Raw genomic sequence first — 23,254 nt, forward strand, 5'->3', positions numbered from 1 at the left:
CGTTCTGGCCGGTGGCGCCCGTGGGACCGGCTGCGCCGGTGTTGCCGATGCCGTAGGGGCCCGTCGGGCCGGTGGCGCCGGTGTTGCCGTGGGCGCCCGTCGGGCCGGTGTTGCCGAGGGAGCCCTGCGGGCCGGTGTTACCGGTGGCTCCGGTCGGGCCCGTGGGCCCGGGCAGCTGCGACACCGAGCACAGCGGCACGCCGGACGACGCGCTCACGTAGCGAGCGGTCACCCACCCGTCGCGGTCGGCGAGCTTGTACCACCACTCGTTCCCGTCGACGGTCTCTCCCGGCTCCTGGCACAGGAGAGAGATCTGCGCTTCGAAGGGGAACGAACCCAGCGACGCCGAGCCCGTCGTCGGCGACTCGCGGATGTTCACGCCGATACTCGAGGTGACGGTCCCCGTGACCGCCGCCCGAAGGTCCTTGTGGTTCGTCTGCGCCCCGCCACGCAGAGAGGCGGCCTGATCCTGGGCGGACTGCACCTGCGCGGCGACAGGGCCGCACAAGCCCAGGGTGAGGCCAAGGCTCACCGCCCCGAGAACGAGCGACGAAGCGCCGCTGACCTTAACAGCTCCATGCACCAAAACCCACCATGCCTTTCCTGACAAAACGGTGCGAAACGAGGTGTGAGTAGCAAACTGCATATAACGCCAACAAATCCAGGCAAAATCAATGAAATGGTCTGAAAGCGTCACGTATATCGCTCGGAAAGCCCGCATTAAACAGCTAATAACCGCCTTGATGCGGTGTTCCGGTGCCGCATGGCGGTGCGCTTCGATCGTGGATTTCTTCGGGATTTCGTCGGGCCCGCCCTGAGGAGCGATCAGCTCCGCGAAAATCACGGAATTCATCGACGCGGCCGCCCGGCGCGACCCCTGTTCGGGGCGGGCCGGGCGGCCGCGTCGATTCCGGACGCGGCGTAGCGGCCGGTGAGGGCCTCGGCCTTCGGTGTGTCAGCGGGACGGTGCGCTCTTGTGGCGTCGCTTGCCCTTCGTGGCCCTGAGGCTGTTGCCCGGCACCGGGATCGTGGCGAGTCTGCGCACGGCGAACTCGCGGTTGACGACGGTCTGTTTGCGGTGGGCCGGGGGCAGGTCGGGCATGGCGAGCAGGCGGTCGCACGCCCGGAGCGAGCCTCTGAAGTCGCCGACCCAGTACGCCGTGATCGAGAACTCGGACAGCAGGCCCCAGCGGTAGACCCATGGCTGGGTGAACAGGATGTCGTCCGGCTGTTCCTTGTCCAGGCCGGCGGCGACGATCGCGTGAGCCATGTGGTGCCGGCCCATGCCGCGCAGCCGCGAGGCCAGTTCGTAACACGCCTCGAGCCGTTGCGGACGCGACTCCCAGGCCCGGGTCAGAGCGTCCATCCCGGCCGGCCAGTCACCCGACGCGGCGTGCAGGATGCCCGACTGGAGCAGGGAGTAGTAGACCTCCTCCACCCAGCCGCCCATCGCCGCGCGGTGTTCGTACAGCCTGATCGCCTCAGGGGTGTTGCCCATGTCGCGCATGGTCTGGGCCAGGTAGAAGACCGTGCGGGTGTTGCTGGGGTCGCGTTGCATCTCGGCGCTGAGCAGACGCGCGTCGCGCTCGAACTTGTCGTGCCGTGAGCCTCCGTCCGCGTGGTCCTCGATGACCAGTGCGTCGAGGTTCTCCTGATTCTCGTTCCCGTCGGCGGTGAGGTACTCGTGGGTGACACCCACGTATCGCCACGGAAGGTCACCGCGTACCAGGCGTCTGATCCGGTATTCGGTGGCGCCTTCGTGCCGGAGCATGTACGCGTCGCTGGTCAGCCGGTGCAGAGGGCGGTCCTGTCTGACGACGTGGTCCGCGTCGAGGAGCAGCAGATAGTCGGCCTTGCCGCGGGCATGCTGGATGTTCAGGGTGCGGTTGTGCCCGAAATTGACCCAGGGTTCGTCGTGGAGCTCGCCGGGGATTCCGTCGAGGGCACGGCGGATCAATCGCTGGGTTCCGTCGGTCGATCCGGTGTCCGTGATGACCCAGGTGTCCACCAGACCACGGACGGACGCAAGGCATCGCTCGATGACACCCGACTCGTTCTTGACGATCATGCACAGGCAGATGGAAGGCTTCACAGCAGCATCACGCTCTCAACTCTTTTGCGGTGCGGGCTCATTGACCAGAACGTGCCCTCGGTGAAATCAGCCCTTGTGCTTGGAGGCGTCCAAGTCACCGGTGACCGGTTTGCGTTCGGGCCGGTGCAGCAGGACGAAGCCGTCACGGTCGGCCACGGTGCGGTAGCCCTTGTTCTGGGCCTGGAGCAGCTGAATGTGCTCCTGTACGTAGGAGAGCGGCCAGCGCGCACCCGGCGCCACCCAGGTGTCCACCATGATCCACTGGGGATCGGGACGGCTGGTCGGGTAGCCGTACAGGCTGACGCTCGTGCGGTTGGTGAGCTGCGGGACCAGGAACGTCGACGCCTGGACCGTGGCGTTGTCCGGGATCTTCTTCATCAGACTGTGAGCGACGGCGACGCGGGGGTCCGTCCGCCAGGTGCCTGGGGTGACGAGCTGCCAGAACGGAAAGTTCGGCAGGATCATCAGGCAGACCGCGGCCGAGGCGGCGAGGTACCGCTTGAGGCCGGCCGGACGCGTGCCTCGTTGGACCAGGGCGTCGATGAAGGCGGCGAAGACGATCGGCATCAGGACCAGCGAATAGTGGTAACCGGTGCCCCAGTGGACGTAATTGTTGGAGAAGAAGCGCCAGACGAGCGTCGGGGCGACGACCCACAGCAGGGGCGACCGCACGGCCAGGAACACGGTCGGAGCCAGCGTGAGCGCGAGAGTCGACACCTTGGTCTGCGGGACGACGAGACCCACCGTGCCCCTGTACAGCAGATCCAGCACTCCGGCGCCGGTAGCCGCACCCGGGGCATTTGCACCGCCCGCGGGGTTGTCCGCAAGGAACCAATAGGCGAACGAACCACTCGGGTTGAAGGCCGGAAGGATCACCAGCAGGGCCCAGAGCGTCCCGGCCAGACCGAGCGCCGCGGTGATGAATCCGAGCTTTCGGGACCCGCGCCAGGCGATGACCAGACCGATCACGACGACGGTGAGCCCGAGATCCTCCTTCACGAGCAGCAGCGGCAACGCCCAGCCCGCGGCGTTGATCGGCCGGCCGTTGCCGAGAGCGGTGAGGGAGAACGCGAGCAGCGGGGCCGCGAAGGCGACTTCGTGGAAGTCGAAGCCGACGGCGCTCGCGACACCCCAGGAGAGCCCGTAGCAGGCACCGATCACCGCGCCGGCCAGTGAACCCAGGGACCGGCGCGCCCAGAGCGTCAGCGGGACCACGCTCAGGGCGATCAGCGCGGCCTGTGCCACGAGCAGGGTTCCCGCTGAACGGTGCAGTGCGTAGAAGGGCGCGATGAGAGCGAGGACGGGAGAGAAGTGATCCCCCAGAATGGGGAAGTCGGGCGCCTTCAACTCGGAGACGGGCAGATGCCCGTCCGCGTACGAGCGGACGGCCTGTTCGAAGATTCCCAGGTCATAGCTGTTGGAGAGCATCCGGTGATGGATGCGCAGTGACAAGGTCGCGTAGACGAGGAAAAGCGCCCCCGCCATGGCCCAGGCCCACCATTCGCCGTCGAACCGGCTGATGCGCGTCGATTCGCTCTCGGCTTTTCTGCTGAGGGGTGAATGTTGTGCGGGGAGGCTTGTGCTGAGGCTGGTGGACGGGGCGTGCAAGGGGACCTCCCGGAAAGCGACTGTGGTCCTCAAGATGCCAGCAATGCCTCACTTCGCGCCCTCGGTCAAACGCAGGGGCGGCGATAATCCATCGAACGGCGGAATTCGGCGTGTCGATATGTGCATTTCAGATCATTGAAAAAATGAGCTCTTTCCGATTGTGTCCGGCTGTCCGGGCCACTGGGAACAGGCCGCGGCTGCCCTCATTGGCTGCCCTCGTCGGTCGTCGCGGCGTGGCGTGGCGGGGGCGGGGCATGGCGCTGCGTGGTGTGGGTGTGGGTGTGGGTGCGGGCGTGGCGTGGCGCGGGTGCGGTGAGGTGCTGCTGCCGTCGGTACGATCTCCGCCGCGACCGACCCGTCGTCGCGCCATGCCGCGCCGAGCGCCCGGTTGGGGCGACGGGCGCGCAGAACTCGTCGGCGGAGGTGACACCATGTCACGCGGCAGCCCCAGGGCGCCGGGGCGCGTGCGCCGCGCTACGCCGTCGCCACCACGAACGGCACCGTGAGGAGTGAACGCCCCCCGCCGTCGGCCATCTGTCCGCCCGGCTACGGGCGCTGGATCGTCCCGTCCTCCGAGATGCGGGCGGCGTGCGAGCCGAAGTCCTCGTCCGACACGGTGGAGACGAGGTCGATCGCGTCACCGCCCGGCTCCGGCGTTCCGGGCGCCACGATCTGGGTCGGGTGCAGGCGTCCTGACACGTAGGTGCCGTCGGCGCGGAGGGTGACGTTCAGTACGCCGCTGGTGGAGAGTGTGCCGCCGAGTCCGAGCACCTTGTAGCCGGAGAAGTTGCCCAGGCTGTAGGCGATCAGCCGGCCCTTGTAGAACTCCATGCCCCGCATCACGTGCGGACCGCTGCCCACGACGAGGTCGGCGCCGGCGTCGATCACCGCACGGCTGAAGCGGTAGCTGTCGCCGCGGTCCTCGCCGAGGAAGTACTCGGTGCCGGGCTCTACATGGGTGCGGTCCGAGCCCTCCGCGCCGGCGTGCATCGTGACGATCACGATGTCCGCCATCTTGGCGGCGCGGGCGGTGAGTCGCTTTGCGGCGGGGATGTCCGTGAGGTCGTTCGCCCCTCGGTCGGGAGCGAACCCGATCAGCGCGACCCGGACGCCGTGCACCCGCTGGACGGTGATCTGGCCCAGGCGGCCGGTGTACGGCAGGTTCACGGAGCGCAGAGCGGCGAGCGTCTGGCGCCGGCCCTCCGCCCCGAAGTCGTCGATGTGGTTGTTCGCCGTGTTCATGACCGTGAACCCGGCCTTCTTGAGCCAGCGGCCGTACGACGGCGGGGCGCGGAACGCGAAGCAGTTCGGGCCGTCGATGTCGTCGCACTTGCTGGGACCGTCGGTGGTGAGCGTGCCCTCCAGGTTCCCGAGCACCACATCGCCGGTGAGCAGGTCGTCGACGGGCTCGAAGAACGAGGCGCCGTCATCCGGCGGCAGCTTGTCCGGCAGCGTGCCCATCACGACGTCTCCCACGGCGGCGATCCGCACGTCGCCGGCAGGTCGCGGCGGCGCCGGCGCACCGGACACCGTGGTCCCGGTCGGCCGTACGGGGGTCCGGGCGGAGCCGGTGGAGGCCGCCTCCTCGGAGCCGGCGCGGAACGCGAACGCCGCAACGACCACCACACCGGTCCCGACCAGGCCGAGAGCGAACGGGCGGTGACGGCGCACCGCCTTGTGCCACTCACGCCGCCGCTGGGGGCGCTGTCCGTCGGACGTGATCATCGGCTCATGCTACGAAGCGGGCCCCCATCCTTCACGGAGGTCACGCGCTGGCGTGTTCCCGACGCCGTGAATCGGGAGTGTCTGCAGCCAGGTCGGTCTGTGAGACCCGCGCGCGATGGATGACCTCGAACGATGCTGCTCCGCCCGGGTTTCGCCCCGGACTCCGCGATGGAGACCGGCCCGACTCGGGGGAGATCCCCCGCAACTCCGCAACTCCGCAACTCCGCAACTCCGCAACTCCGCAGCTCCGCATCTTCGAGCCGCCGCTTGGGGCCGTGAACCCGGTGACAGCCGAACAGCCCCGGAGCCTCCCCTTGACTGTCGTTGACTGTCGGGGGAGTGCCCGGGGCTTCGTCGTGTCAGACCTGTTCTCTTCCCTTGCTTGCGTCACGTGGCCGGAGGGCCGAAGTCTCCAAAAAATGAGACCAAGGAATGCCCCCAAGGAATGGTCTTCGGCCCTCCGGCGGGATGCTGCGGCTGTGCCGGCTACGACGACGCCTGACAGAGGGCGTGGTCGGCCTCCGCGTCACGGCACAGCCTCCAAGGCGGGCTAGCGGTGGTCGAAGTAGCGGTCGTGATCCCGGTGCCGGTCGCTGTACCAGCCGTGGTGCCAGCCCCGGTCCCGATCACGGTCCCGGCCCCAGCCCCGGCCCCAGCCCCAGCCACGGTCACGGTCACGGTCCCGGTCCCGGTCCCAGCCGTGGTTCCGGTCCCGGTCCCAGCCCCGGTCCCAGTCGCCGTGACCGTCGTGGTCGTGGTCGCTCCTCTGGCTGTGCGAGTAACTCCTCCCGTTGTCGCGGTCATGGTCGCCTCCGGCTGCAAGGGCCGGAATGGCGGCCGCGCCGATGAGGGCGCCCGAAGCCACACAGGTGGCGATCAGGCGGACCGTCGTACGAGAAACAGACATCAATCTGTCACCTCACGTTCGTGCACACCGCCCCTGGTTGGGGCCGGACGCGCAATCCCGAATTCCCGGCTCAGTGCCGAGGCCTCACACTGTGGCCCTCCACGGCGCCACCAGGCCCGCGAAAGGATTCGCGTTACAAAGTGCGGATATGTCTGTAACTCTCCCTTGTATGGGCCATCGATACCGGGGGAAGGAGCGGACGCCGGCCTGCCCCAGCTCCGAATCATGCTGCGAGCAGGAAAAAAGCAGCTGCCGGTCCGTGACCCACTCGGCGCTCTCGCCGCCTCAACTCCTTCGAACGGCCCAACGGCTTCAGTAACGACGGGTGCCGCCGTTCGGGGGACCTGCCGCAGTCGGCGGCGATCCGGTCGATCGGTGGCGGGTGCCGCGGTGATTCTCGGACGCCTTGACGGAAACAACCTTCGAGTCCTGGAGCCCTTGACCGGGGCGACGGTGGTCAGGGCTTCCACGGCGACGAGGCGGTCGGACCCGGGGCTGCATCCGCCGGACACCTCGCGCTCTGGCCAGCAAAAAAGCCCTCCCTCCGGGAGGGCTGAGTTGGGGCGCCACCGGTAGGACTCGAACCTGCGGTCAAGTACTGAGAAGGCGCCTTGTGCGTCGAGTTCTCTCCGGTGTTGACCTGTGCTTTCCTCAACTGAGCACTCCGCAGCGAGGACTTCGACACGTATTCGACAGGCGCCTTCAGCCCCGAGGCGCACCCCGACAGTCAGGTGTGGCTGTCAGGGTGGTGTTGCCGGAGATCCCGCTGAGCTGGTCGCGGTTTGAGTGCAGGGTGATCTCCAGGGCCACACGCACCGAACTATCTGTAAAGTACCTAACTGCTGCGCTTTAGGGGTATATAGGCTTGTGCCCCCTGGGACTTCACGGAAACGGCTGCATGGACCCTTCTGGGCTGGGAATATCTTTCGCTAGGTGCTCATGAACGAACGGGGGCGTGATGTCGCTGGGCGATCTGGTATCGGTTGCTTGAGCGCGAATCGGTAGCAACGTTGGTGGGGTCTCTAATCCTTACGGTCCTCGCGATCGTTCTAACCGTAGCGATGTTCCTGGGAATAGGCCCCTCAAGCATTTTGACTAATAGCTTCTTGATTATCCTGGGATACTTCTTCGGGCAAAACACGGAGTGGAGATCTGGGAGCGCTTAGGTCGGACTGCTGGACATGGCTGGACCGACAGCTGATGTCTAAATTTGGCGCTTCAAGGGCTGGATGAGAGATGATTAATGAGCCGTGGGGAGGTCGGATAGTGGCGGAGCAACTTGCCGAACACCTGGAGAAGCTGCTAACGGAAACGATTTCTGAGCACCGAAAGCGTAAGGACGCCCTGCGGCGGGCTTCCTGGGTTCTCCACATCGGCGTCCTCCTGGCTGGGACTTGCGTCACCATCTTGCTGGGGATCAAATCAGGTAACGAGAGCTACATGGTGTGGTCGAGGAATGTGGCTCTGATTCTGGGTGGTGTGGGGACCCTGTTGACGGCCCTGCTTTCGTTCTGGAATTTGGACACCTATTGGCTGCAGAGGAAAGTTATCCTCAATCAGCTAATCTCGCTGCGCCATCAGTTTCAGTACCTTAGGGCGGCGCAAAATAGCATCGGCGAGGTGCAGTTGAGGGCAGTCTTTGATGAGTTCGAACGCATCACGGGTAGGCATGCAGAGTACTGGGAGACCATGCTGAGTCAAACGCAGGGCGACCCTGCTATTACGTCAGTGCTACCGAGATCGGACGCATGACGTCCGCTTCCTCTACTGCAGTGGAGAAATCGGCCTTGGGAATCACGTCAGAACGACTCACTTGGGCCGGGGGCCTCACTGGACCCTGGGGTGGATGATGACGCCCTCCCTGGGGAAGTCGGGCAGGCGCTGTCGCCTTGTGATCCAGAGAGAAACCCCAGGCCGGCCACTTGGGGTTTTCTTGTGTGCGGTGTCAGTGAGGTGGGTTGTCACCGTCGACGTACTTCGCCAGTGCTGTCGCGGCGGCCGTGAGGTCCGTGCGGATGGTCTCCTCACGGGCCGCCAGATCCTCCTGCCTGCCGACGACCGATACTGCGCCCCTGATGTGTCCGGCGGTATCACGCACAGGTATGGCGTACTCGGTGACGCCGTGCTCGAACTCACCGTGCGCCGCGACGAAGCCGCGCAGCCGATCGCGGTCGTTGGCGGCGGCCACCTCCCTCGCGGAACGAGCCGCATTGGGGCCGCCGACACCGATCAGCTCGTAGTCGTCCAGCAGGGCGGTGATCTCCTCGGCGGTGTGGTCGAGGAGGAGCGCGCGGCCGGCGCCGGTGCACCAGCATGGGGTGACGAGGCTCGCCAAGCCCTGCCACTCCTGGCCGAGGCCCGCGGCGGACTCGGCGCGCAGCAGCCGGACCTGGACGCCGTCGCGGACGGAGAGCCGTGCGCCGACACCGTGCTTGACGGCCAGGCGGCGCAGCAGCGCACGGCTGCGGCCGAGCAGGCCGGGGTGCAGGGACGCGGCCGTCGTGAAGAAGGCGGTGCCGGCACGGAGCGTCGAGTCGTCGCGGCGTTCCAGGAAGCCCTTGTCGCAGAGATCCTGGATGGTGCGTGACGCCTTGCTGCGCTCGACGCCGACCTCGTCGGCGAGTCGGCTGACGTTGAAGCCGTTACGGCCGGAGACCTCGCGGTCCAGGACCGTGTTGACCATCTGCAGGGCCATGCGCAGCGAGGAGGCTGTTCCCCTGCCCGGCGGGCGGGGTGCGGGGCCGTTCGTCGTCACGTTCGCACTATAGCGAGTCGCTGGTCAGCGGGCCGGTGCGACGACGGCAGGACGTGCGGCAGGTGGACGGCGCACAACGGCAGTCGGTCCGATCGCTTCGGCATGGTCGTACTGACCTGCCCGCGCCCGACGCTGTGGGTGGCCGGGCCGCCAGGTGGGCGGCGCCGCTGGAGAAGGAGGACCGGATGACCCGATACGACCTCGCGCTCATCGGATTCGGGGGCGTGAACCGTGCGCTCGCCGAGCTGATCGCCAGCCGCAGAGACGCCCTGGAGGCCGAACTCGGTTTCGCGCTGCGGGTGGTGGCCATCACCGATCTGCGGGCCGGATCGCTGGTCCGCACGGACGGGGACGGGATCGATCTGGTACCGCTGCTCGCCGCCGTCCCCGGGGAACTGGACTTCTCCGCGATGGACGGCGGCAGCGTGGAGCCCCGTAACGAGTGGGTGATCCGTGAGGTGCCCGCCGACATCGTGGCCGAGGCGACCTTCACCAACCCCGCCGACGGCGAGCCCGCGCTGTCGCACGTGCGGTGGGCGATCGAGGCCGGCAAGCACGTGTGCACCACCAACAAGGGGCCGGTCGCCCTGCACTGCCAGGCCCTGCGCGAACTGGCCCGGCGGCACGGCGTGTGCTTCGAGTTCGAGGGCACGGTGATGTCCGGCACCCCTGTCCTGCGCACCGCCCGCCGGATGTTCGGCGGACTGGCCGTGACCGGCTTCGAAGGCGTCCTGAACGGCACCTCCAACTACGTCCTCGGCCGCCTGGAGGCCGGCCTGTCCTTCGCGGACGCCGTCGCCGAGGCCCAGGACCTGGGATATGCGGAGGCCGATCCGACCGCCGACATCGAGGGGTACGACGTCCAGCTCAAGGTCATGATCCTCGCGAACGAGGTGCTGGGCGCCGACCTGACCCGCGCGGACGTGCCGTGCACCGGCATCTCGGCGCTCACCGCCGAGGACATCCGGCGGGCAGAGGCCGAGGGGCTGCGCTGGAAGCTGGTCGGCTCGGCCGCCCGCCGCCCGGACGGCACCGTGGAGGCCCGGGTCGCTCCGGCCGCGCTGCCCGACGGGCACCCCCTCGCCGGGGTCACCGGCCCCGTCAACACCGTCGCCTTCCACACCGACCTGCTGGGCACCGTCACGGTCGGCGGACCCGGCGCCGGACGCACCGAGACGGCGTACGCCCTGCTCTCCGACGTCATCGGCATCCACGAGCAGAGCAGCTCGGCCGCCGGTGCCAAGACCCTGCAGGAGGCCCACCGTGGCTGACATCGCCCTGAACATCGCCCTGCCCCGCCACGCACAGGCTGAGGGCATGGCCTCTGTGCGCAACCCCTACACAGGCGAGATCATCGGCTCCGTCTGTCTCACCCCGGCCACCGCCGTGGACGACGTGCTGCGGCGGGCCCGCGCCGGGTGGGAGACGGCCCGCCGGCTCTCCCGCGCCGCCCGCGCAGCCGTGCTGGACGGCGCGGCCCGGCTCATCGAGGAGCGCGCCGAGTCGTTCGCCAGGCTGATCGTCGCTGAGGCGGGCAAGACACTGGTCCAAGCCCGCAAGGAGACCAGCCGCGCGGTCAACACCCTGCGGCTGTCCGCCGCCGAGGTCCGCCGCAACGCGGGCGAGGTGGTGCCGTTCGACGCGTACGCGGGATCCGAGGGTCGGCTGGGCTGGTTCACCCGTGAGCCGCTGGGCGTCATCGCGGCTGTCACGCCGTACAACGACCCGCTCAACTTGGTCGCGCACAAGCTCGGCCCGGCGATCGCGGGAGGCAACGCGGTCGTCCTCAAACCGTCCCTGCTCACACCCCTGTCCGCGCTGCGGCTGGTCGACACGCTGGTGGAGGCCGGGCTGCCGGAGGAGGTGGTGACCGTGGTCAACGGCGGCGCTGAGCTGGGCGCGGCCGTGGTGGCATCGCCGGACGTGCGGATGGTGTCCTTCACCGGCGGGTTCCGCACCGGGGAGGCCATCGCCCGCACCGCGGGTCTGAAGAAACTTGCGATGGACCTGGGCGGCAACGCTCCCGTCCTGGTGTTCGCGGACGCCGACCTCGACGCGGCCGTGGACGCGTGCGTCTCCGGGGCGTTCTGGGCGGCCGGGCAGAACTGCATCGGCACCCAGCGCATCCTCGTCGAGCGCGAGGTGTACGAGGCGTTCCGGAACGCCTTCGTCGAGCGGACCCGGCGGTTGCGGGCCGGTGACCCGGCGGACGTGCGCACCGACGTCGGCCCGATGATCAGCAAGGAGGCGGCGGCCGCCGCCGAGGCCATGGTCGCGGCCGCGCTCGCCGAGGGCGCCCGGCTGCTGTGCGGGCACGAGCGGGACGGCGGCCTTTACGCGCCGACCGTGCTGGAGGATGTGCCGGGCACGGCGGCGCTCTGGCGCGAGGAAGCCTTCGCACCGGTCGTCGTGCTCCAGCCCGTGGACTCCTTCGAGGAGGCCGTCGAGCGGGCCAACGAGATCGACTTCAGCCTGCACGCGGCCGTCTTCACGGACTCGCTGGACCGGGCGATGGCCGCCGCACAGCTGCTGGAGGCCGGAGGCGTGATGGTCAACGACTCCTCCGACTACCGCTTCGACGCGATGCCCTTCGGCGGCTTCAAGTACGGCAGCATGGGCCGCGAGGGCGTGCGCTTCGCCTACGAGGAGATGACCCAGCCGAAGGTGGTCTGCCTCAACAGGGAGGCGAAGTGAGCCAGTTGGGGACCGGGACATCCGGAGGCTTCGGCGGCGGGTTCCGGATCGAGTCCGACGCACTGGGGGACGTACCGGTGCCCGCCGAGGCCTACTGGGGCGTGCACACCGCACGGGCCCTGGAGAACTTCCGGGCCAGTGGGGTCCCCGTCGGCGCCCACCCCCGTCTCGTCCGCGCGCTGGCGCAGGTGAAGCATGCGGCGGCGCTGGCCAACGGCGAGATCGGGGCCTTGGAACCCCACAAGGTGCAGGCCGTCGCGGCGGCCTGCCGGGTCGTCGCGGAGGGCCGTCACCACGACCAGTTCCGGGTGGACGTCATCCAGGGCGGCGCGGGCACCAGCACCAACATGAACGCCAACGAGGTGATCGCGAACCTCGCGCTGGAGCACCTGGGCCACGAGCGCGGGCGGTACGAGCACCTCGACCCGCTGGACGATGTCAACCGCTGTCAGTCCACGAACGACACCTACCCCACCGCGCTGCGGATCGCCATCAGCGCCGCCCTGACCGAGCTGACCGGAGAACTCAGCCTTCTCTCGGCGGAGTTCGCTGACAGGGGCGAGGAGTTCGCGACGGTCGTGAAAGTGGGCCGCACCCAGTTGCAGGACGCCGTGCCGATGACGCTGGGCCAGGAGTTCGCCGCCTTCGGCGTCACAGTCGCCGAGGACGTCCAGCGGATCGGCGAGACCCTGCCGCTGCTGGCCGAGACCAGCCTCGGCGCGACCGCGATCGGCACCGGCATCGCCGCCGAGCCGGGCTACGCGGCGGCGGCCGTACGGCATCTGCGGGCGCTGACCGGACTCGAACTCACGCCCGCCACCGACCTGGTGGAGGCCACCTCGGACACCGGTGTGTTCTTGCTGGTGTCGGGGGTGTTGAAGCGTACGGCGGTGAAGCTGTCGAAGGTGTGCAGCGATCTGCGGCTGCTCGCCAGCGGGCCGCACGCGGGCCTCGCGGAGATCAACCTGCCTGCTCTGCAGGCTGGTTCGTCGGTGATGCCGGGGAAGGTGAACCCGGTGATTCCCGAGATGGTCAACCAGATCGCGTTCGCGACCGCCGGCGCGGACGTCGCGATCACCATGGCGGCCGACAACGGGCAGTTGCAGCTCAATGCGTTCGAACCGCTCATCGGGCACCTGCTGTTGCAGCACATCGGCTGGCTCACGCGCGGCTGCGAGGCGCTACGCACCCGGTGTGTGGCGGGCATCACCGCCAACCGGGAGCACCTCGCGCGAACTGGCGCCGGAACAGTCGGCGCGGTGACGGCGCTCGCCCCGCGCATCGGCCACGAGACCGCCGCCGACGTCTCCCGGGAGGCCGCGCGGACCGGGGCGGACGTGGTGGACGTGGTCGTACGGCGCGGGCTGCTGGATCGCGAGACCGCGCTGCGGCTGATGGCCACGGACCTCACCGCGGCCGGCTGACCACCCGGGACAGCGCCAGCGCCGTCACCGTGTCCCGTACACCGGGCATCTGGGCTATCTGCTCCCAGATGCCCTGTACGCGTTCCAGGGTGGCCGCCTCCACGCTGACCAGCAGGTCGAACTGGCCGCTGAGGACGTCACAGGAGACCACCTCGGGGATGCGTCTGAGAGCGGCGAGGACGTCGCCGCCGCGCATCCGGTCCTCGCGGTAGACCAGGACGTGCGCGGCGACCACGGCACGGTCCGGCCCGTGGGACGGGCGGACGATCGTGTAGCCGCCGATGTGCCCCTGCCGCTCCAGGCGTTCGACGCGCTGGCGCACGGCGTTGCGGGACAGCCGCACCCGCTGGCCCAGCTCGGCGTGCGAGATCCGGGCGTTGCGGGTGAGTTCGGTGATGATCTGCTCGTCGATGGCGTCCATGGCGCTGTGCCCGTCTCCTCAGGTGTCTCCGGACCGGCGAAAGCTCCGGCGGCCGGGTCGGGACGGCCGCCGGAGCTGGTGGTGCGGCGAGGTCAGTCGGCGTGGTGCAGGGCGAAGACGCGGGCCGGGAAGCCCGAACCGCCCTGCGGCTTGGGCCAGGTGGCGACGATCAGCGCGCCCGCCTCCGGCACCCGGTCGAGGTCGGCCATCAGCTCGATCTGCCAGCGGTCCCGTTCCAGGACGTAGCTCTCCAGGCTGAAGTCCCCGGCGGAGGTGGCCAGTCCGGGGTCGGTGTCGGTCTGCTCGTGCCCGATCGCGGTGACGCCGGCCTCCTCGAAGAGGTGGGTCAGTACCTCGGCGGACCAGCCCGGGTAGTGGCTCACCCCCGCCGCGTCCTTGTTGGCCATGGCCGCCGGGTCGGGCCAGCGGCGGCCCCAGCCGGTGCGCAGTGCGACGAACGCCCCTTGCGGGATGCGGCCGTTGCGCGCTTCCCAGGCCGCCACGTCGGCCAGCGTCGGTACGGCGTCCGGGTCGGCGTCGACGCGCTCGGTGATGTCGAGGACGACGAGCGGCAGGATCATCTCGTCGACGGGTATCTCGTCCAGGGGCCGGGCACCGTCGACGAAGTGCACGGGCGGGTCGACATGGGTGCCCCACTGCCCGACGATCGTGTACAGGTGCACGTTGAAGCCGTCGCCGCGGGACATGTCGAAGGGCATCTCGCGCTTCTCGTCCGGGAAGGCCGGGAAGTGCGGCTGGCCCGGGTGGAAGGCGTGCGTGAGATCGGTGCGGACCGTCTTGCCGATCAGTTCCCGGTGCAGGGCCCACAAGGGCGGTTCGGGAGCGGTGGACGGGGTGGTGACCGGGTGCGCGTGCGATGTCATGCGTGCTGGTCCTCTGTTTCGACGGTGTTCTTCAACAGCTCGGCGAGTTCGGCCGGTTCGGTGACGGATCCGAGGGCGCCCGCCGACTCCTCGGGGCCGCCGTACCCCCACCGCACATGGACGGCGGGGATCCCTTCGGCGGCGGCGCTCTCGATGTCGTAGGCCCGGTCACCTACCATGAGCGGGCGGCTGACGTCCGCGCCGGCCGCCCGCAGCCGGGCGACGCACTCCCGGATCACCAGCCGTTTCGTCGTACGGCCGGCCTCGTCGGACACCCCGCAGACGGCGCTCAGCCGGGAGTCGAGGCCGAAGCGGCGGGCCATCAGCTCGGCCTGGTCCTGCACCTTGGAGGTGGCGATGCCGAGCGGGAGCCCGCGCGCGGCCAGGGTGTCGAGGAGTTCGGGTATCCCCTCGTACACGGCGGCGGCGGAGGCGCCGGTGCGGGCGTACTCCGCGCGGTAGGCGGCGAGAGCGGCCCGCGCGGCGGGCTCCGGCAGGCCTACGACGTCGCGGAAGGTGTCGTACATCGGCGGGCCGACGAAGGTGCGCAGCGTGGGCGCGTCGGGGACCGGGGCCCCGACCGCCCGCAGGGCCTCGGCGGCGCTGGCGGTCACGCCTGCGGCGGAGTCCACGAGGGTGCCGTCGAGGTCGAGCAGGACGCAGGTGGGCGGCTTCACGCGACCGCCCCGGCAGCAGTGCGGCGGCGGTCGTACCGCAGCCAGTGGTAGAGGTAGCAGCCCGCGACGAACGGGACGCCGAAGTACAGGGCCGTCGCCTGCGCCGGGTCCATGGCGATACCGACGAGCGAGGCGAGGCACAGGACGAAGGCGAGGACGGGGACGACCGGGTAGAAGGGCGTGCGGTAGGGCAGGCTGCCGAGGGCGCCGCCCGCGCGGAGGAAGGCCCGGCGGTGGAAGAACTGCGCGGCGACGATGGACATCCAGACGCCGACGGCGGCGAACCCGGCGATCGACACCAGCACCAGGTAGACGGTCTCGGGGGCCGCGACGCTGCTCACCAGGGAGGCGAGGCCGCCGAGCATGCTGAGCGCGAGCGCCGTCAGCGGGATGCCGCGGCGGGTGAGCCGGCGCAGCGCCTGTGGGGCCTGCTTCTCCTCCGCGAGGGAGAACAGCATCCGGGCGCAGGAGTACAGACCGCTGTTGCCGGCCGACAGCAGCGCGGTGATGATCACGAAGTTCATGGCGTCGGCGGCGTAGGGGATGCCGAGGGACGAGAAGACGGTGACGAACGGGCTCTCGTCCAGGCCGACCTTCTGGTACGGGATGGTCGCGGCGATCACCGTGATGGCGCCGACGAAGAAGACCAGCAGGCGTACGACGGTGACGCGCAGCGCCTTCGGGACGGCCTCGGCCGGGTTCTCGGTCTCGCCGGCGGCGACGCCGATCAGCTCGGAGCCGGAGAAGGCGTAGAACGCGGCGAGCACGGTGACCAGGACGCCGGAGAAGCCGTTCGGGAAGAGGCCGTCGGGGGTGTCGAAGTTCTGCAGGAGGAAGGGGTGCGAGCCGTCGGGGGCCAGCGGGTGGAAGCCGAACAGGGCGGCGCCGCCGAGGACGATGAGCGTGACCACGGCGATCACCTTGACCAGCGAGAACCAGTACTCGGTCTCGCCGAAGACGCGGGCCGAGAAGGCGTTCGCGCCGAAGACGACGGCCGCGAAGACCACGCACCACACCCAGACGCTGATCCCGGGGAACCAGCGCTGCATCAGCAGTCCGCACGCGGTGAACTCGGAGCCGAGCGCGACGGCCCAGGTCAGCCAGTACAGCCAGGCGGTGACGAAGCCGGTGGCGGGGCCGATCGAGCGGGAGGCGTAGACGTGGAAGGCGCCGGAGACGGGGTAGGTGACGGCGAGTTCACCGAGGCAGGCCATCACCAGCCAGACGACGAACGCGCCAACCAGGTAGGCGAGTACGGCGCCGAGGGGGCCGGCCTGGGAGACGGTGAACCCCGAGCTGAGGAAGAGCCCCGAGCCGATGACACCGCCCATCGCGATCATGACGAGATGGCGGGAGCGCATGGTTCTGCGCAGGCCGTCGGAGGGCGGCTGGGGAGCGGAGTCGGCGGCGGCCGGCGGGTTTTCCGGTACGGCTGAGACGGACACGGCGGTCTCCTCTGCGGAGCGGGGCGGGGAGGACGGGGCGTGGGGGTGATCGGCAGGGCATGGCTGCGGGGTCGGGCCACTTTCGGCGGGGGGAGGCGTGCGCGCGGGGGTGGTCGCACACGGAGGGGAGCGGTCGCCCGGTGCGGGCGGCGGGCTCGGGAGGAGGAGGTCGGGGGTGGGGCGGGGTCAGGCCCGGGTGACGAGGTCCATGGGGGCGGAGAGCTCGATCACCGGGACCTCCCATGGGTGGACGTCGGTGAGGCGGCCGAGGAGCAGTGCCAGTTCGTCGTCGCCGGCCGTGGCGTCGACGTACGTGGTCACCGCGAGCGTCGAGGAGAGGAAGCGTCCGCCGACCGAGCCGAGGGTGGGCCTGGCGCCGGTCCGCACGGTGAAGCTCTCCACGCCGAGGGCCACCTCGAAGACATCGCCGTAGACGCCGAAGTCGCCGAGTTCGGGTGAGGTCTCCAGGACCCGCAGCAGCGGGGCGAAGGACTCGTCGGCGCGCAACGCGTCCAGGTCGCCCGACGCGCACGCGGCCAGGGTCTCCGCCGGGACCGGCCAGTGCACCTTGATCGCCCGGACCGTGCGGCGCCGTACGGGCTTTCCGTCCTGTGCGGTGGCTTCCGGCGTGATCGTCGTCGCGGCCATGCGTTCTCATCCCTTGGCGTTCGGCGGCTGGTACGAGGATGTTAGGCGTGCATTAAATGCACGGCAAGATGCAGATGCTGCACATTCCATATTCTCTTGAGGGGTGGGCGCTAGAGTGCGCAGCGACAGGTCACGGGGACGGCGGCCCCGGTGGACGCAGGTGTCGGCATGCCGGAGGGGCGCGTGGACTCAAGCGTGGCGAGGGGCCTGGACGCCCTGTCGGCGCTCGCCCGCAGTACGGCCGGCGGCCGGCGGCTCGGCTCGGCCGTGTCCGTCTCGGAGCTGGCCCGGCAGCTGGACCGCGACCGCAGCCAGCTGTCCCGCACGCTCACCGCCATGACCGCGGAGGAGTTCGTCGGCCGCGACGACACCTCGGGCGGTGTCACCCCGCACTGGCGGCTCTACGCCGCGGCGCGCGACCTCACCGCGCACCGGCTGCGCACCGACGGGCTCACCGTGCTGGAGGGGATGGCCGCCGAGACCGGCGAGAGCTGCTACCTCGGCATCCTGGTCGGCGACACCACCGTGACCATCGCCGAACGGGTTCCGCCGGGCAGCCGCCAGCTCGGCTCCTGGATCGGCCGCCCCTACCCGGCCTACTGCAGCGATTGCGGCCAGGCGCTGCTGAGCGACGCCGACGACGACGAGGTGGCCGCGGTCTTCGCCCGCACCGAGTTCGTCCGCCACGGCCCCAACACCCCCACCGACCTCGACGACTTCCTGCGGCGGCTGGAGCTGACCCGGCGGCGCGGATACTCCGTCGTGGACGAGGAGGCCGAGCCCGGCCTGTACTCGGTCGCCGTGCCGGTCCGCGACTTCGCCGGCGAGGTCGTCGCCGCCGTACAGGTCGTCGGACCGCGACGGCGTCTGGAACCAAGGACACAGGATTGCGTCGACGCCGCCCTGCGCGGGGGCCGCTTTTTGGAGACAGCTCTGCGCGGGGCCTGAGCTCATCGCGCTCGTCGTCCGGCCCGTCCGCGACGCGGCCCACCGCCTTGCCTGGTCCGACTGGCGCCGCCGCCACCAGGCACGATCACGCACCAGTCACTACCGGCGGCAAGCCGCATCCCAGACATGAAGATCGCGATCTCTAGGCCGTACGAGGCCCGGTGTGTCGAGGGGCGGCTTCCTGACCTCATGAGGCGGCTCGAAGCTGCGGGGGATCTCCCCCGGGTGGCGGACGCTGGCTGACGTCCTGACCGAAAACTTCGACACGTCGGGGGAGTGTCCGGGGCTGCTCTGCGCGCGTCCACACCCGCTCTGGCCAGCGAAAAAGCCCTCCCGGAGGGAGGGCTCTGAGGGGCGCCCCCGGCAGGACTCGAACCTGCGGCCAAGTGCTTAGAAGGCACCTGCTCTATCCACTGAGCTACGGGGGCCTGGTGCGGGACAAGGATAAAGCTCCCCGTTCCTCGGCCCGGTCGCTTCGCCTCCGTGGCTCGGTGTGGAGGTTCGGTGAAGCGGTCCCGATAATCGCAGGCAGGTACGAATCGTGCACCGCTTTTGGCGTCCGACGCACCGGGTGTTGTGCACTCGTTATGCCTGAGCTGTGCCCGCGTCCCAGTCATCCCTTCCATCCCTTCTGTTCCGTCGGCGCGCAGACATGTCTATATGCTTCAGAATTCCCCTAAAATTGGGCATTCTTCGCATGTGGTGACCTTGGACGTACGGCCTCAGCTGCTCGACACACTCTCCGCGCTGCGCGAACGTGTCGCCGCCGCACGCTTTCCGCTGCCGCTCGCGGGAGCCCCGCGCGCGCGTGCCAACCGCGACGAACTGCTAGCTCAGCTCGACGACTACCTGGTTCCCAGGCTGCGCTCGCCCGAGGCCCCGCTGCTGGCCGTCGTGGGCGGATCCACCGGCGCCGGGAAGTCGACCCTGGTGAACTCCCTGGTGGCACGGCGGGTCAGTGAGGCGGGCGTGCTCCGTCCGACGACCCGGACACCGGTGCTGGTCTGCCATCCGGAGGATCACCACTGGTTCAGCGGCATGCGGGTGCTCCCGGACCTCACCCGTGTCTGGGTGCCCCACCGGGAGCGCGGTGACGACCTCCTGCCCCCCGGCGAGGAACCCGCGCGCGTGTTGCGCGTCGAGACCGCCGACAGCGTGCCGCGCGGGCTCGCCCTGCTCGACGCCCCCGACATCGACTCCCTGGTCGCCGAGAACCGTGTTCTCGCCGCCCAGCTCCTCAGCGCCGCCGACATCTGGGTCATGGTGACCACGGCCGCCCGCTACGCCGACGCCGTGCCCTGGTACATGCTGCGCACCGCCAAGGAGTACCGGGCCACTTTGGTGACCGTCCTCGACCGGGTGCCCCACCAGGTCGTCTCGGAGGTCTCGCGCCAGTACGCCGCCCTGCTCACGAAGGCCGGCCTCGGCGACCTGCCCCGCTTCACCGTGCCCGAGTTGCCTGAATCGGCCTGGGGTGGCGGTCTGCTTCCCGTGACCGCCGTGGCGCCCTTGCACACCTGGCTCGTGCAGCACGCCCAGGACCCCGCGTCCCGCCAGCACGTCATGGCCCGGACCGCGTACGGCATCCTGGACTCGCTGAACGCGCGCGTGCCCGAGCTGGCCAGCGCGGCCGCCGCCCAGTACGCGGCCGCCCTCCGGCTCACCTCCGCCGTAGACAGCGCCTACGACAGCGAGCACGGGCGCGTGCGCGGCCGGCTGCAGTCCGGGGCCGTGCTCGCCGGGGACGCGCTCAAGCGCTGGCGCGCCTATCCGCTGGACTGCAGCGCGGGCGAACTGTTCGACGCCCTCGTGGGGAGCCTGGCCGCGCTGCTGCTGTGCGCCGTCACCGCCGCCGACGAGCGGATCGACGAGGCCTGGCGGCGCGAACCCGCCGCCGGCGCTCCGGGACTCGCCGACCGGGATCCCTCCCTGGAGAGCGCCGAGCACCGCATCGGGCTCGCGGTACGGCGCTGGCGACGCGAGCTGGAGGAGTACGCCGAGGAGGAGGTGCGGGATCTCGAACGCGGCGTCGCGCCCGACCCCGAGTCCGTCGCCGTCCTTGTCGCCACGGTGCTGCTGGGCGGACGCCGGGCACGTGTCGCGGGCGAGCGGCTCGCCGAGCGGATGGGCCCGCGCGGCGCGATGCGGCTGCGCGAGCGGGCGGAGCGCCTGCTGACCGAGCACACCGACCGGGTGATGCGCATCGAACGCGAGCGCCGTCTCGCCCCGCTCGACGCCCTGGACGTCCGCGCCGAGCCCCAGGCCGAACTCATCGCCGCGCTGTCCGTACTGCAGAAGGAGAGGTGACCGGTGACCGCCGTCACTGACCAGGAACACACGGATCACGCGGATCACACGGATCACACGGATCACGCGGATCACGCGGATCACACGGATCACACGGATCGCGGGGATCGCACGGACGACACGGGCTACATGGATCACTTGGGTGCGGATCACATGAACGACTCGGGGCACACGAACCACTTGGGCCACCAGGACCGCATGGGCCGCTTGGGCGACGTGAGGCAGATGAAACCGGACGAGCATGGTTCCGAGCACGTGGACGACCTCGGGGGAGCGGACTCCGGTGCCGGGGGGGCCGGAGAGGGCCGTTCGGGTGGGCCGGGTACGCGAGCACGACGCACGGAGAGCGGTGTGGACGTCCGTACGGAGGCCGGAGGCGCTGCCGACGACACGGGGGAGGGCAAGGGCGTGAGCAAGAGGGCGAGCGGCGGGCCGCACGCGCGCGTACCGGGAGAGTCGGTGCGCTCGGCGGATTCCCCGGACCTGGCGGACCAGGCGGACTCGGCGGCGGACTCCCGGCCGGGCAGGACGGCCCCGGTGCCCCCGTCGTCCTCGGCGGCCTCTGCGGACGGGGCCGACGCGGCGGATTCCGGGAACGGAGAACGGCACGCGCGCCGGGCGAAGGCCGGTTCCGGCGACAGGCCGCACGCCCGGCCCAACGGCGACGGCAGAGCGCGGGCGAAGAGCGACGGACCGGCCCGCGTCAAGGGCGACGGACCGGCCCGCGCCAAGGGTGGCGGCACAGCCGGTGCGGACCCGGGCTCCGCCCCGGACGCGGACCCCGAGTCCGCCGGGAACTGGGACGACGGCCTCATCGCCCGCCGCGTGACAGAGAGCAACGCCGCCAACCACGCCCCCACCCACGCCGCCAGCCACGCTCCCGAGCGCGCCGCCGTCCTCGACGCCACCACCCGCACCGGCTCGGCCGGTGGCGCCGTGGAGCCTCTCGTGTACGACGCTCCCCTGCGCTCCCGCCTGGACGCCCTGCGCGAACTCGTCGGCCTGTCCCGCGCCCGGCTGGACAGTCATACCCTCGCCGAGGCGGGCCACGTCCTCGACGAGGCGTCCGCCCGGCGCAGGCTGTCCGGGCAGCACACCGTCGTCGCCATCGCGGGAGCCACCGGCAGCGGGAAGTCGCAGCTGTTCAACGCCCTTGCCGGAGTGGCCATTTCGGAGACCGGCGTACGGCGCCCGACCACCGCCTTGCCCATCGTGTGCAGCTGGAGCGACGGCGCCTCGACCCTCATCGACCGCCTCGGCATCCCGGGGCGGCTGCGCCGCCGCCCGGTGCAGAGCGCGGAGGCCGAGGCGCAACTGCGCGGGCTGGTCCTGGTCGACCTGCCCGACCACGACTCCGCGGCCGTACAGCACCGCCAACAGGTCGACCGGATCCTGAAACTGGTGGACGCGGTGATCTGGGTGGTCGACCCGGAGAAGTACGCCGACGCCGTCCTGCACGAGCGCTATCTGCGGCCGATGGCCGGCCACGCCGAAGTGATGTTCGTCGTCCTCAACCAGGTCGACCGGCTGCCCGGAGAGGCAGCCGACCAGGTCCTGGACGATCTGCGCCGGCTGCTGGACGAGGACGGCATCGCGCTCGGCGAGCACGGCGAACCGGGCGCCACGGTGCTCCCGCTGTCCGCGCTCACCGGCAAGGGCGTCCCTGAACTGCGCGAAGCACTCGGACAGTTCCTGGCGGAGCGCGGCGCGCCGGCCCGCCGGGTCTCGGCCGACGTGGACTCCGCCGCGGCCGGACTGCGGCCCGTGTACGCCACCGGGCGCCGCACCGGCCTCACCGAGGAGGCACGGGAGGAGTTCTCCGCCCGGCTCGCGGACGCGGTGGGCGCCACCGCGGCCGGCGAGGCCGCCGAACGCGCGTGGCTGCGCAACGCCAACCGCGCCTGCGGCACGCCCTGGCTGCGACTGTGGCGCTGGTACCAGGACCGCGGCGGAGCGCCCACGAGCAGACTGCCGGTCCGCTCCCTGGCCGACGAGGAGGCCACGGCACGCCAGCGCGTGGAACAGGCGGTGCGTACGGTGTCCGACCGGGCCTCGGCGGGCCTGCCCGCGCCCTGGGCGCTGGCGGTGCGCGAGGCGGCCGTACGCGGCTCGCAGGGGCTGCCCGAGGCGCTGGACGAGCTGGCGGCGGGGGCGATCGTGCCGCCGGGCCGGCCGCCCCGGCCCGGGTGGTGGCCGCTGGCGGTCCTGGTGCAGGCGGCGATGACGCTGCTCCAGATCGTCGGTGGCCTGTGGTTGGCGGGCCAGATCGCCGGTGTCATGGCGCCCAACCTGGGTGTGCCCGTGCTGCTGATGCTGTGCGGGATCGTCGGTGGCCCGCTGGTGGAGTGGGGCTGCCGGATGGCGGCGCGGGGGCCGGCGAGGAGGTACGGCCTGGAGGCGGAGAGACGGCTGCGGGAGGCGGCCTCCAACTGCGGCCGGGCCCGGGTGCTGGATCCGGTGGCGGCGGAGCTGTTGCGGTACCGGGAGGTTCGGGAGCAGTACGGGCGGGTGGTGCGGGCCGGGGTGGGATGAGGTGAGCGACGGGGCGGGCGCGTCGGCGGGGGGTGAGGTGGGCGACGGGGCGGGCGCGTCGGCGGGGGTGAGGTGGGCGTCGGCGCGATGAGGAGGGGGAAGGGTGCGAGGCCGGTGAGGTGACGGGGGCGGCAGGGGGTGAAGGGACTGACGGGGCTGACGGGGGCTCGGCGCCGGTGGGGTGACG

18 protein-coding genes and 1 tRNA gene are annotated in these 23,254 nt (G+C 70.4%); 7 read left to right on the forward strand and 12 right to left on the reverse strand.

What is annotated here, in order from left to right:
* From ACWD5D_RS09600 to ACWD5D_RS09620, 5 genes are all read right to left on the reverse strand, one after another.
* On the reverse strand, positions 1–844 hold an 844-nt coding region (locus ACWD5D_RS09600; RefSeq protein WP_451372225.1), incomplete at its 3' end, for an SH3 domain-containing protein.
* A gap of 111 nt (positions 845–955) precedes the next feature.
* Positions 956–2,092: a glycosyltransferase gene (locus ACWD5D_RS09605; protein WP_451372226.1), complete on the reverse strand. Its 1,137-nt coding sequence runs from the start codon at positions 2,090–2,092 to the stop codon at positions 956–958.
* 66 nt (positions 2,093–2,158) lie between these two features.
* Complete coding sequence (locus ACWD5D_RS09610) at positions 2,159–3,577, reverse strand: DUF2079 domain-containing protein (RefSeq protein ID WP_451372227.1); 1,419 nt, start codon at positions 3,575–3,577, stop codon at positions 2,159–2,161.
* 669 nt (positions 3,578–4,246) lie between these two features.
* Positions 4,247–5,425, reverse strand: coding sequence for a CapA family protein (locus ACWD5D_RS09615; protein ID WP_451372228.1), 1,179 nt, complete (start codon positions 5,423–5,425; stop codon positions 4,247–4,249).
* Positions 5,426–5,975: 550 nt separating this feature from the next.
* Positions 5,976–6,332 carry a hypothetical protein gene (locus tag ACWD5D_RS09620; RefSeq protein ID WP_451372229.1) on the reverse strand — a complete coding sequence of 119 codons (357 nt, stop codon included), beginning with the start codon at positions 6,330–6,332 and terminating at the stop codon, positions 5,976–5,978.
* A gap of 1,266 nt (positions 6,333–7,598) precedes the next feature.
* On the opposite strand from ACWD5D_RS09620, the gene ACWD5D_RS09625 reads away from it, so the two are divergent.
* Positions 7,599–8,084, forward strand: a complete 486-nt coding sequence (locus ACWD5D_RS09625) for an SLATT domain-containing protein (RefSeq protein WP_451372230.1) — start codon at positions 7,599–7,601, stop codon at positions 8,082–8,084.
* Positions 8,085–8,277: 193 nt separating this feature from the next.
* On the opposite strand, the gene ACWD5D_RS09630 is transcribed toward ACWD5D_RS09625, so the two are convergent.
* Positions 8,278–9,087 carry an IclR family transcriptional regulator domain-containing protein gene (locus ACWD5D_RS09630; protein WP_451372231.1) on the reverse strand — a complete coding sequence of 270 codons (810 nt, stop codon included), beginning with the start codon at positions 9,085–9,087 and terminating at the stop codon, positions 8,278–8,280.
* Positions 9,088–9,272: 185 nt separating this feature from the next.
* On the opposite strand from ACWD5D_RS09630, the gene ACWD5D_RS09635 reads away from it, so the two are divergent.
* The 3 genes from ACWD5D_RS09635 to ACWD5D_RS09645 are packed head-to-tail and all read left to right on the forward strand — an operon-like array spanning position 9,273 to position 13,205.
* A complete protein-coding gene (locus ACWD5D_RS09635) occupies positions 9,273–10,358 on the forward strand; it encodes a homoserine dehydrogenase (protein ID WP_451372232.1) in 1,086 nt (361 codons plus the stop codon).
* The gene (locus ACWD5D_RS09640) at positions 10,351–11,781 is read left to right on the forward strand and encodes an aldehyde dehydrogenase family protein (protein WP_451372233.1); all 1,431 of its coding nucleotides are present in this window, start codon (positions 10,351–10,353) and stop codon (positions 11,779–11,781) included. The genes ACWD5D_RS09635 and ACWD5D_RS09640 overlap by 8 nt, the downstream gene beginning before the upstream one ends.
* A complete protein-coding gene (locus ACWD5D_RS09645; RefSeq protein WP_451372234.1) occupies positions 11,778–13,205 on the forward strand; it encodes an aspartate ammonia-lyase in 1,428 nt (475 codons plus the stop codon). Before ACWD5D_RS09640 ends, ACWD5D_RS09645 begins: the two co-directional genes overlap by 4 nt.
* Here the strand turns inward: ACWD5D_RS09645 and ACWD5D_RS09650 are convergent.
* The 5 genes from ACWD5D_RS09650 to ACWD5D_RS09670 all read right to left on the reverse strand — a co-directional run bounded on the left by ACWD5D_RS09650 (position 13,189) and on the right by ACWD5D_RS09670 (position 17,280).
* On the reverse strand, positions 13,189–13,626 hold the full coding sequence (locus tag ACWD5D_RS09650; RefSeq protein ID WP_451372235.1) for an Lrp/AsnC family transcriptional regulator: 438 nt from the start codon (positions 13,624–13,626) through the stop codon (positions 13,189–13,191). The genes ACWD5D_RS09645 and ACWD5D_RS09650 overlap by 17 nt on opposite strands.
* A gap of 92 nt (positions 13,627–13,718) precedes the next feature.
* On the reverse strand, positions 13,719–14,510 hold the full coding sequence (locus tag ACWD5D_RS09655) for a cyclase family protein (protein ID WP_356205516.1): 792 nt from the start codon (positions 14,508–14,510) through the stop codon (positions 13,719–13,721).
* Positions 14,507–15,187, reverse strand: a complete 681-nt coding sequence (locus tag ACWD5D_RS09660) for an HAD hydrolase-like protein (protein ID WP_451372236.1) — start codon at positions 15,185–15,187, stop codon at positions 14,507–14,509. The genes ACWD5D_RS09655 and ACWD5D_RS09660 overlap by 4 nt, the downstream gene beginning before the upstream one ends.
* Positions 15,184–16,632, reverse strand: a complete 1,449-nt coding sequence (locus tag ACWD5D_RS09665; RefSeq protein WP_451372237.1) for an amino acid permease — start codon at positions 16,630–16,632, stop codon at positions 15,184–15,186. The genes ACWD5D_RS09660 and ACWD5D_RS09665 overlap by 4 nt, the downstream gene beginning before the upstream one ends.
* 186 nt (positions 16,633–16,818) lie before the next feature.
* On the reverse strand, positions 16,819–17,280 hold the full coding sequence (locus ACWD5D_RS09670; RefSeq protein WP_451372238.1) for a hypothetical protein: 462 nt from the start codon (positions 17,278–17,280) through the stop codon (positions 16,819–16,821).
* Between the two features lie 183 nt (positions 17,281–17,463).
* Here ACWD5D_RS09670 and ACWD5D_RS09675 point away from each other — a divergent pair, with 183 nt between their 5' ends.
* Complete coding sequence (locus ACWD5D_RS09675) at positions 17,464–18,228, forward strand: IclR family transcriptional regulator (protein ID WP_451372239.1); 765 nt, start codon at positions 17,464–17,466, stop codon at positions 18,226–18,228.
* A 355-nt stretch (positions 18,229–18,583) separates the two neighbouring features.
* Here ACWD5D_RS09675 and ACWD5D_RS09680 read toward each other — a convergent pair.
* Positions 18,584–18,656 (reverse strand) — tRNA-Arg (locus ACWD5D_RS09680).
* Between the two features lie 271 nt (positions 18,657–18,927).
* On the opposite strand from ACWD5D_RS09680, the gene ACWD5D_RS09685 reads away from it, so the two are divergent.
* Together ACWD5D_RS09685 and ACWD5D_RS09690 are read left to right on the forward strand one after the other, a co-directional pair.
* Entirely contained in the window at positions 18,928–20,535 is a 1,608-nt protein-coding gene (locus ACWD5D_RS09685) for a dynamin family protein (RefSeq protein WP_451372240.1), read from the forward strand.
* Positions 20,536–20,886: 351 nt separating this feature from the next.
* Positions 20,887–23,067 carry a GTPase gene (locus ACWD5D_RS09690; RefSeq protein WP_451372241.1) on the forward strand — a complete coding sequence of 727 codons (2,181 nt, stop codon included), beginning with the start codon at positions 20,887–20,889 and terminating at the stop codon, positions 23,065–23,067.
* The last annotated feature ends 187 nt before the right edge of the window (positions 23,068–23,254 follow it).

Source organism: Streptomyces sp. NPDC002520, assembly GCF_053595235.1.

What these genes read in the sequence shown, in the direction of transcription:
- ACWD5D_RS09620 (WP_451372229.1), bottom strand. Translation starts at nt 6,332, where the DNA reads ATGTCTGTTTCTCGTACGACGGTCCGCCTGATCGCCACCTGTGTGGCT.
- ACWD5D_RS09635 (WP_451372232.1), top strand. Translation starts at nt 9,273, where the DNA reads ATGACCCGATACGACCTCGCGCTCATCGGATTCGGGGGCGTGAACCGT.
- ACWD5D_RS09650 (WP_451372235.1), bottom strand. Translation starts at nt 13,626, where the DNA reads ATGGACGCCATCGACGAGCAGATCATCACCGAACTCACCCGCAACGCC.
- ACWD5D_RS09615 (WP_451372228.1), bottom strand. Translation starts at nt 5,425, where the DNA reads ATGATCACGTCCGACGGACAGCGCCCCCAGCGGCGGCGTGAGTGGCAC.
- ACWD5D_RS09670 (WP_451372238.1), bottom strand. Translation starts at nt 17,280, where the DNA reads ATGGCCGCGACGACGATCACGCCGGAAGCCACCGCACAGGACGGAAAG.
- ACWD5D_RS09610 (WP_451372227.1), bottom strand. Translation starts at nt 3,577, where the DNA reads ATGGCGGGGGCGCTTTTCCTCGTCTACGCGACCTTGTCACTGCGCATC.
- ACWD5D_RS09655 (WP_356205516.1), bottom strand. Translation starts at nt 14,510, where the DNA reads ATGACATCGCACGCGCACCCGGTCACCACCCCGTCCACCGCTCCCGAA.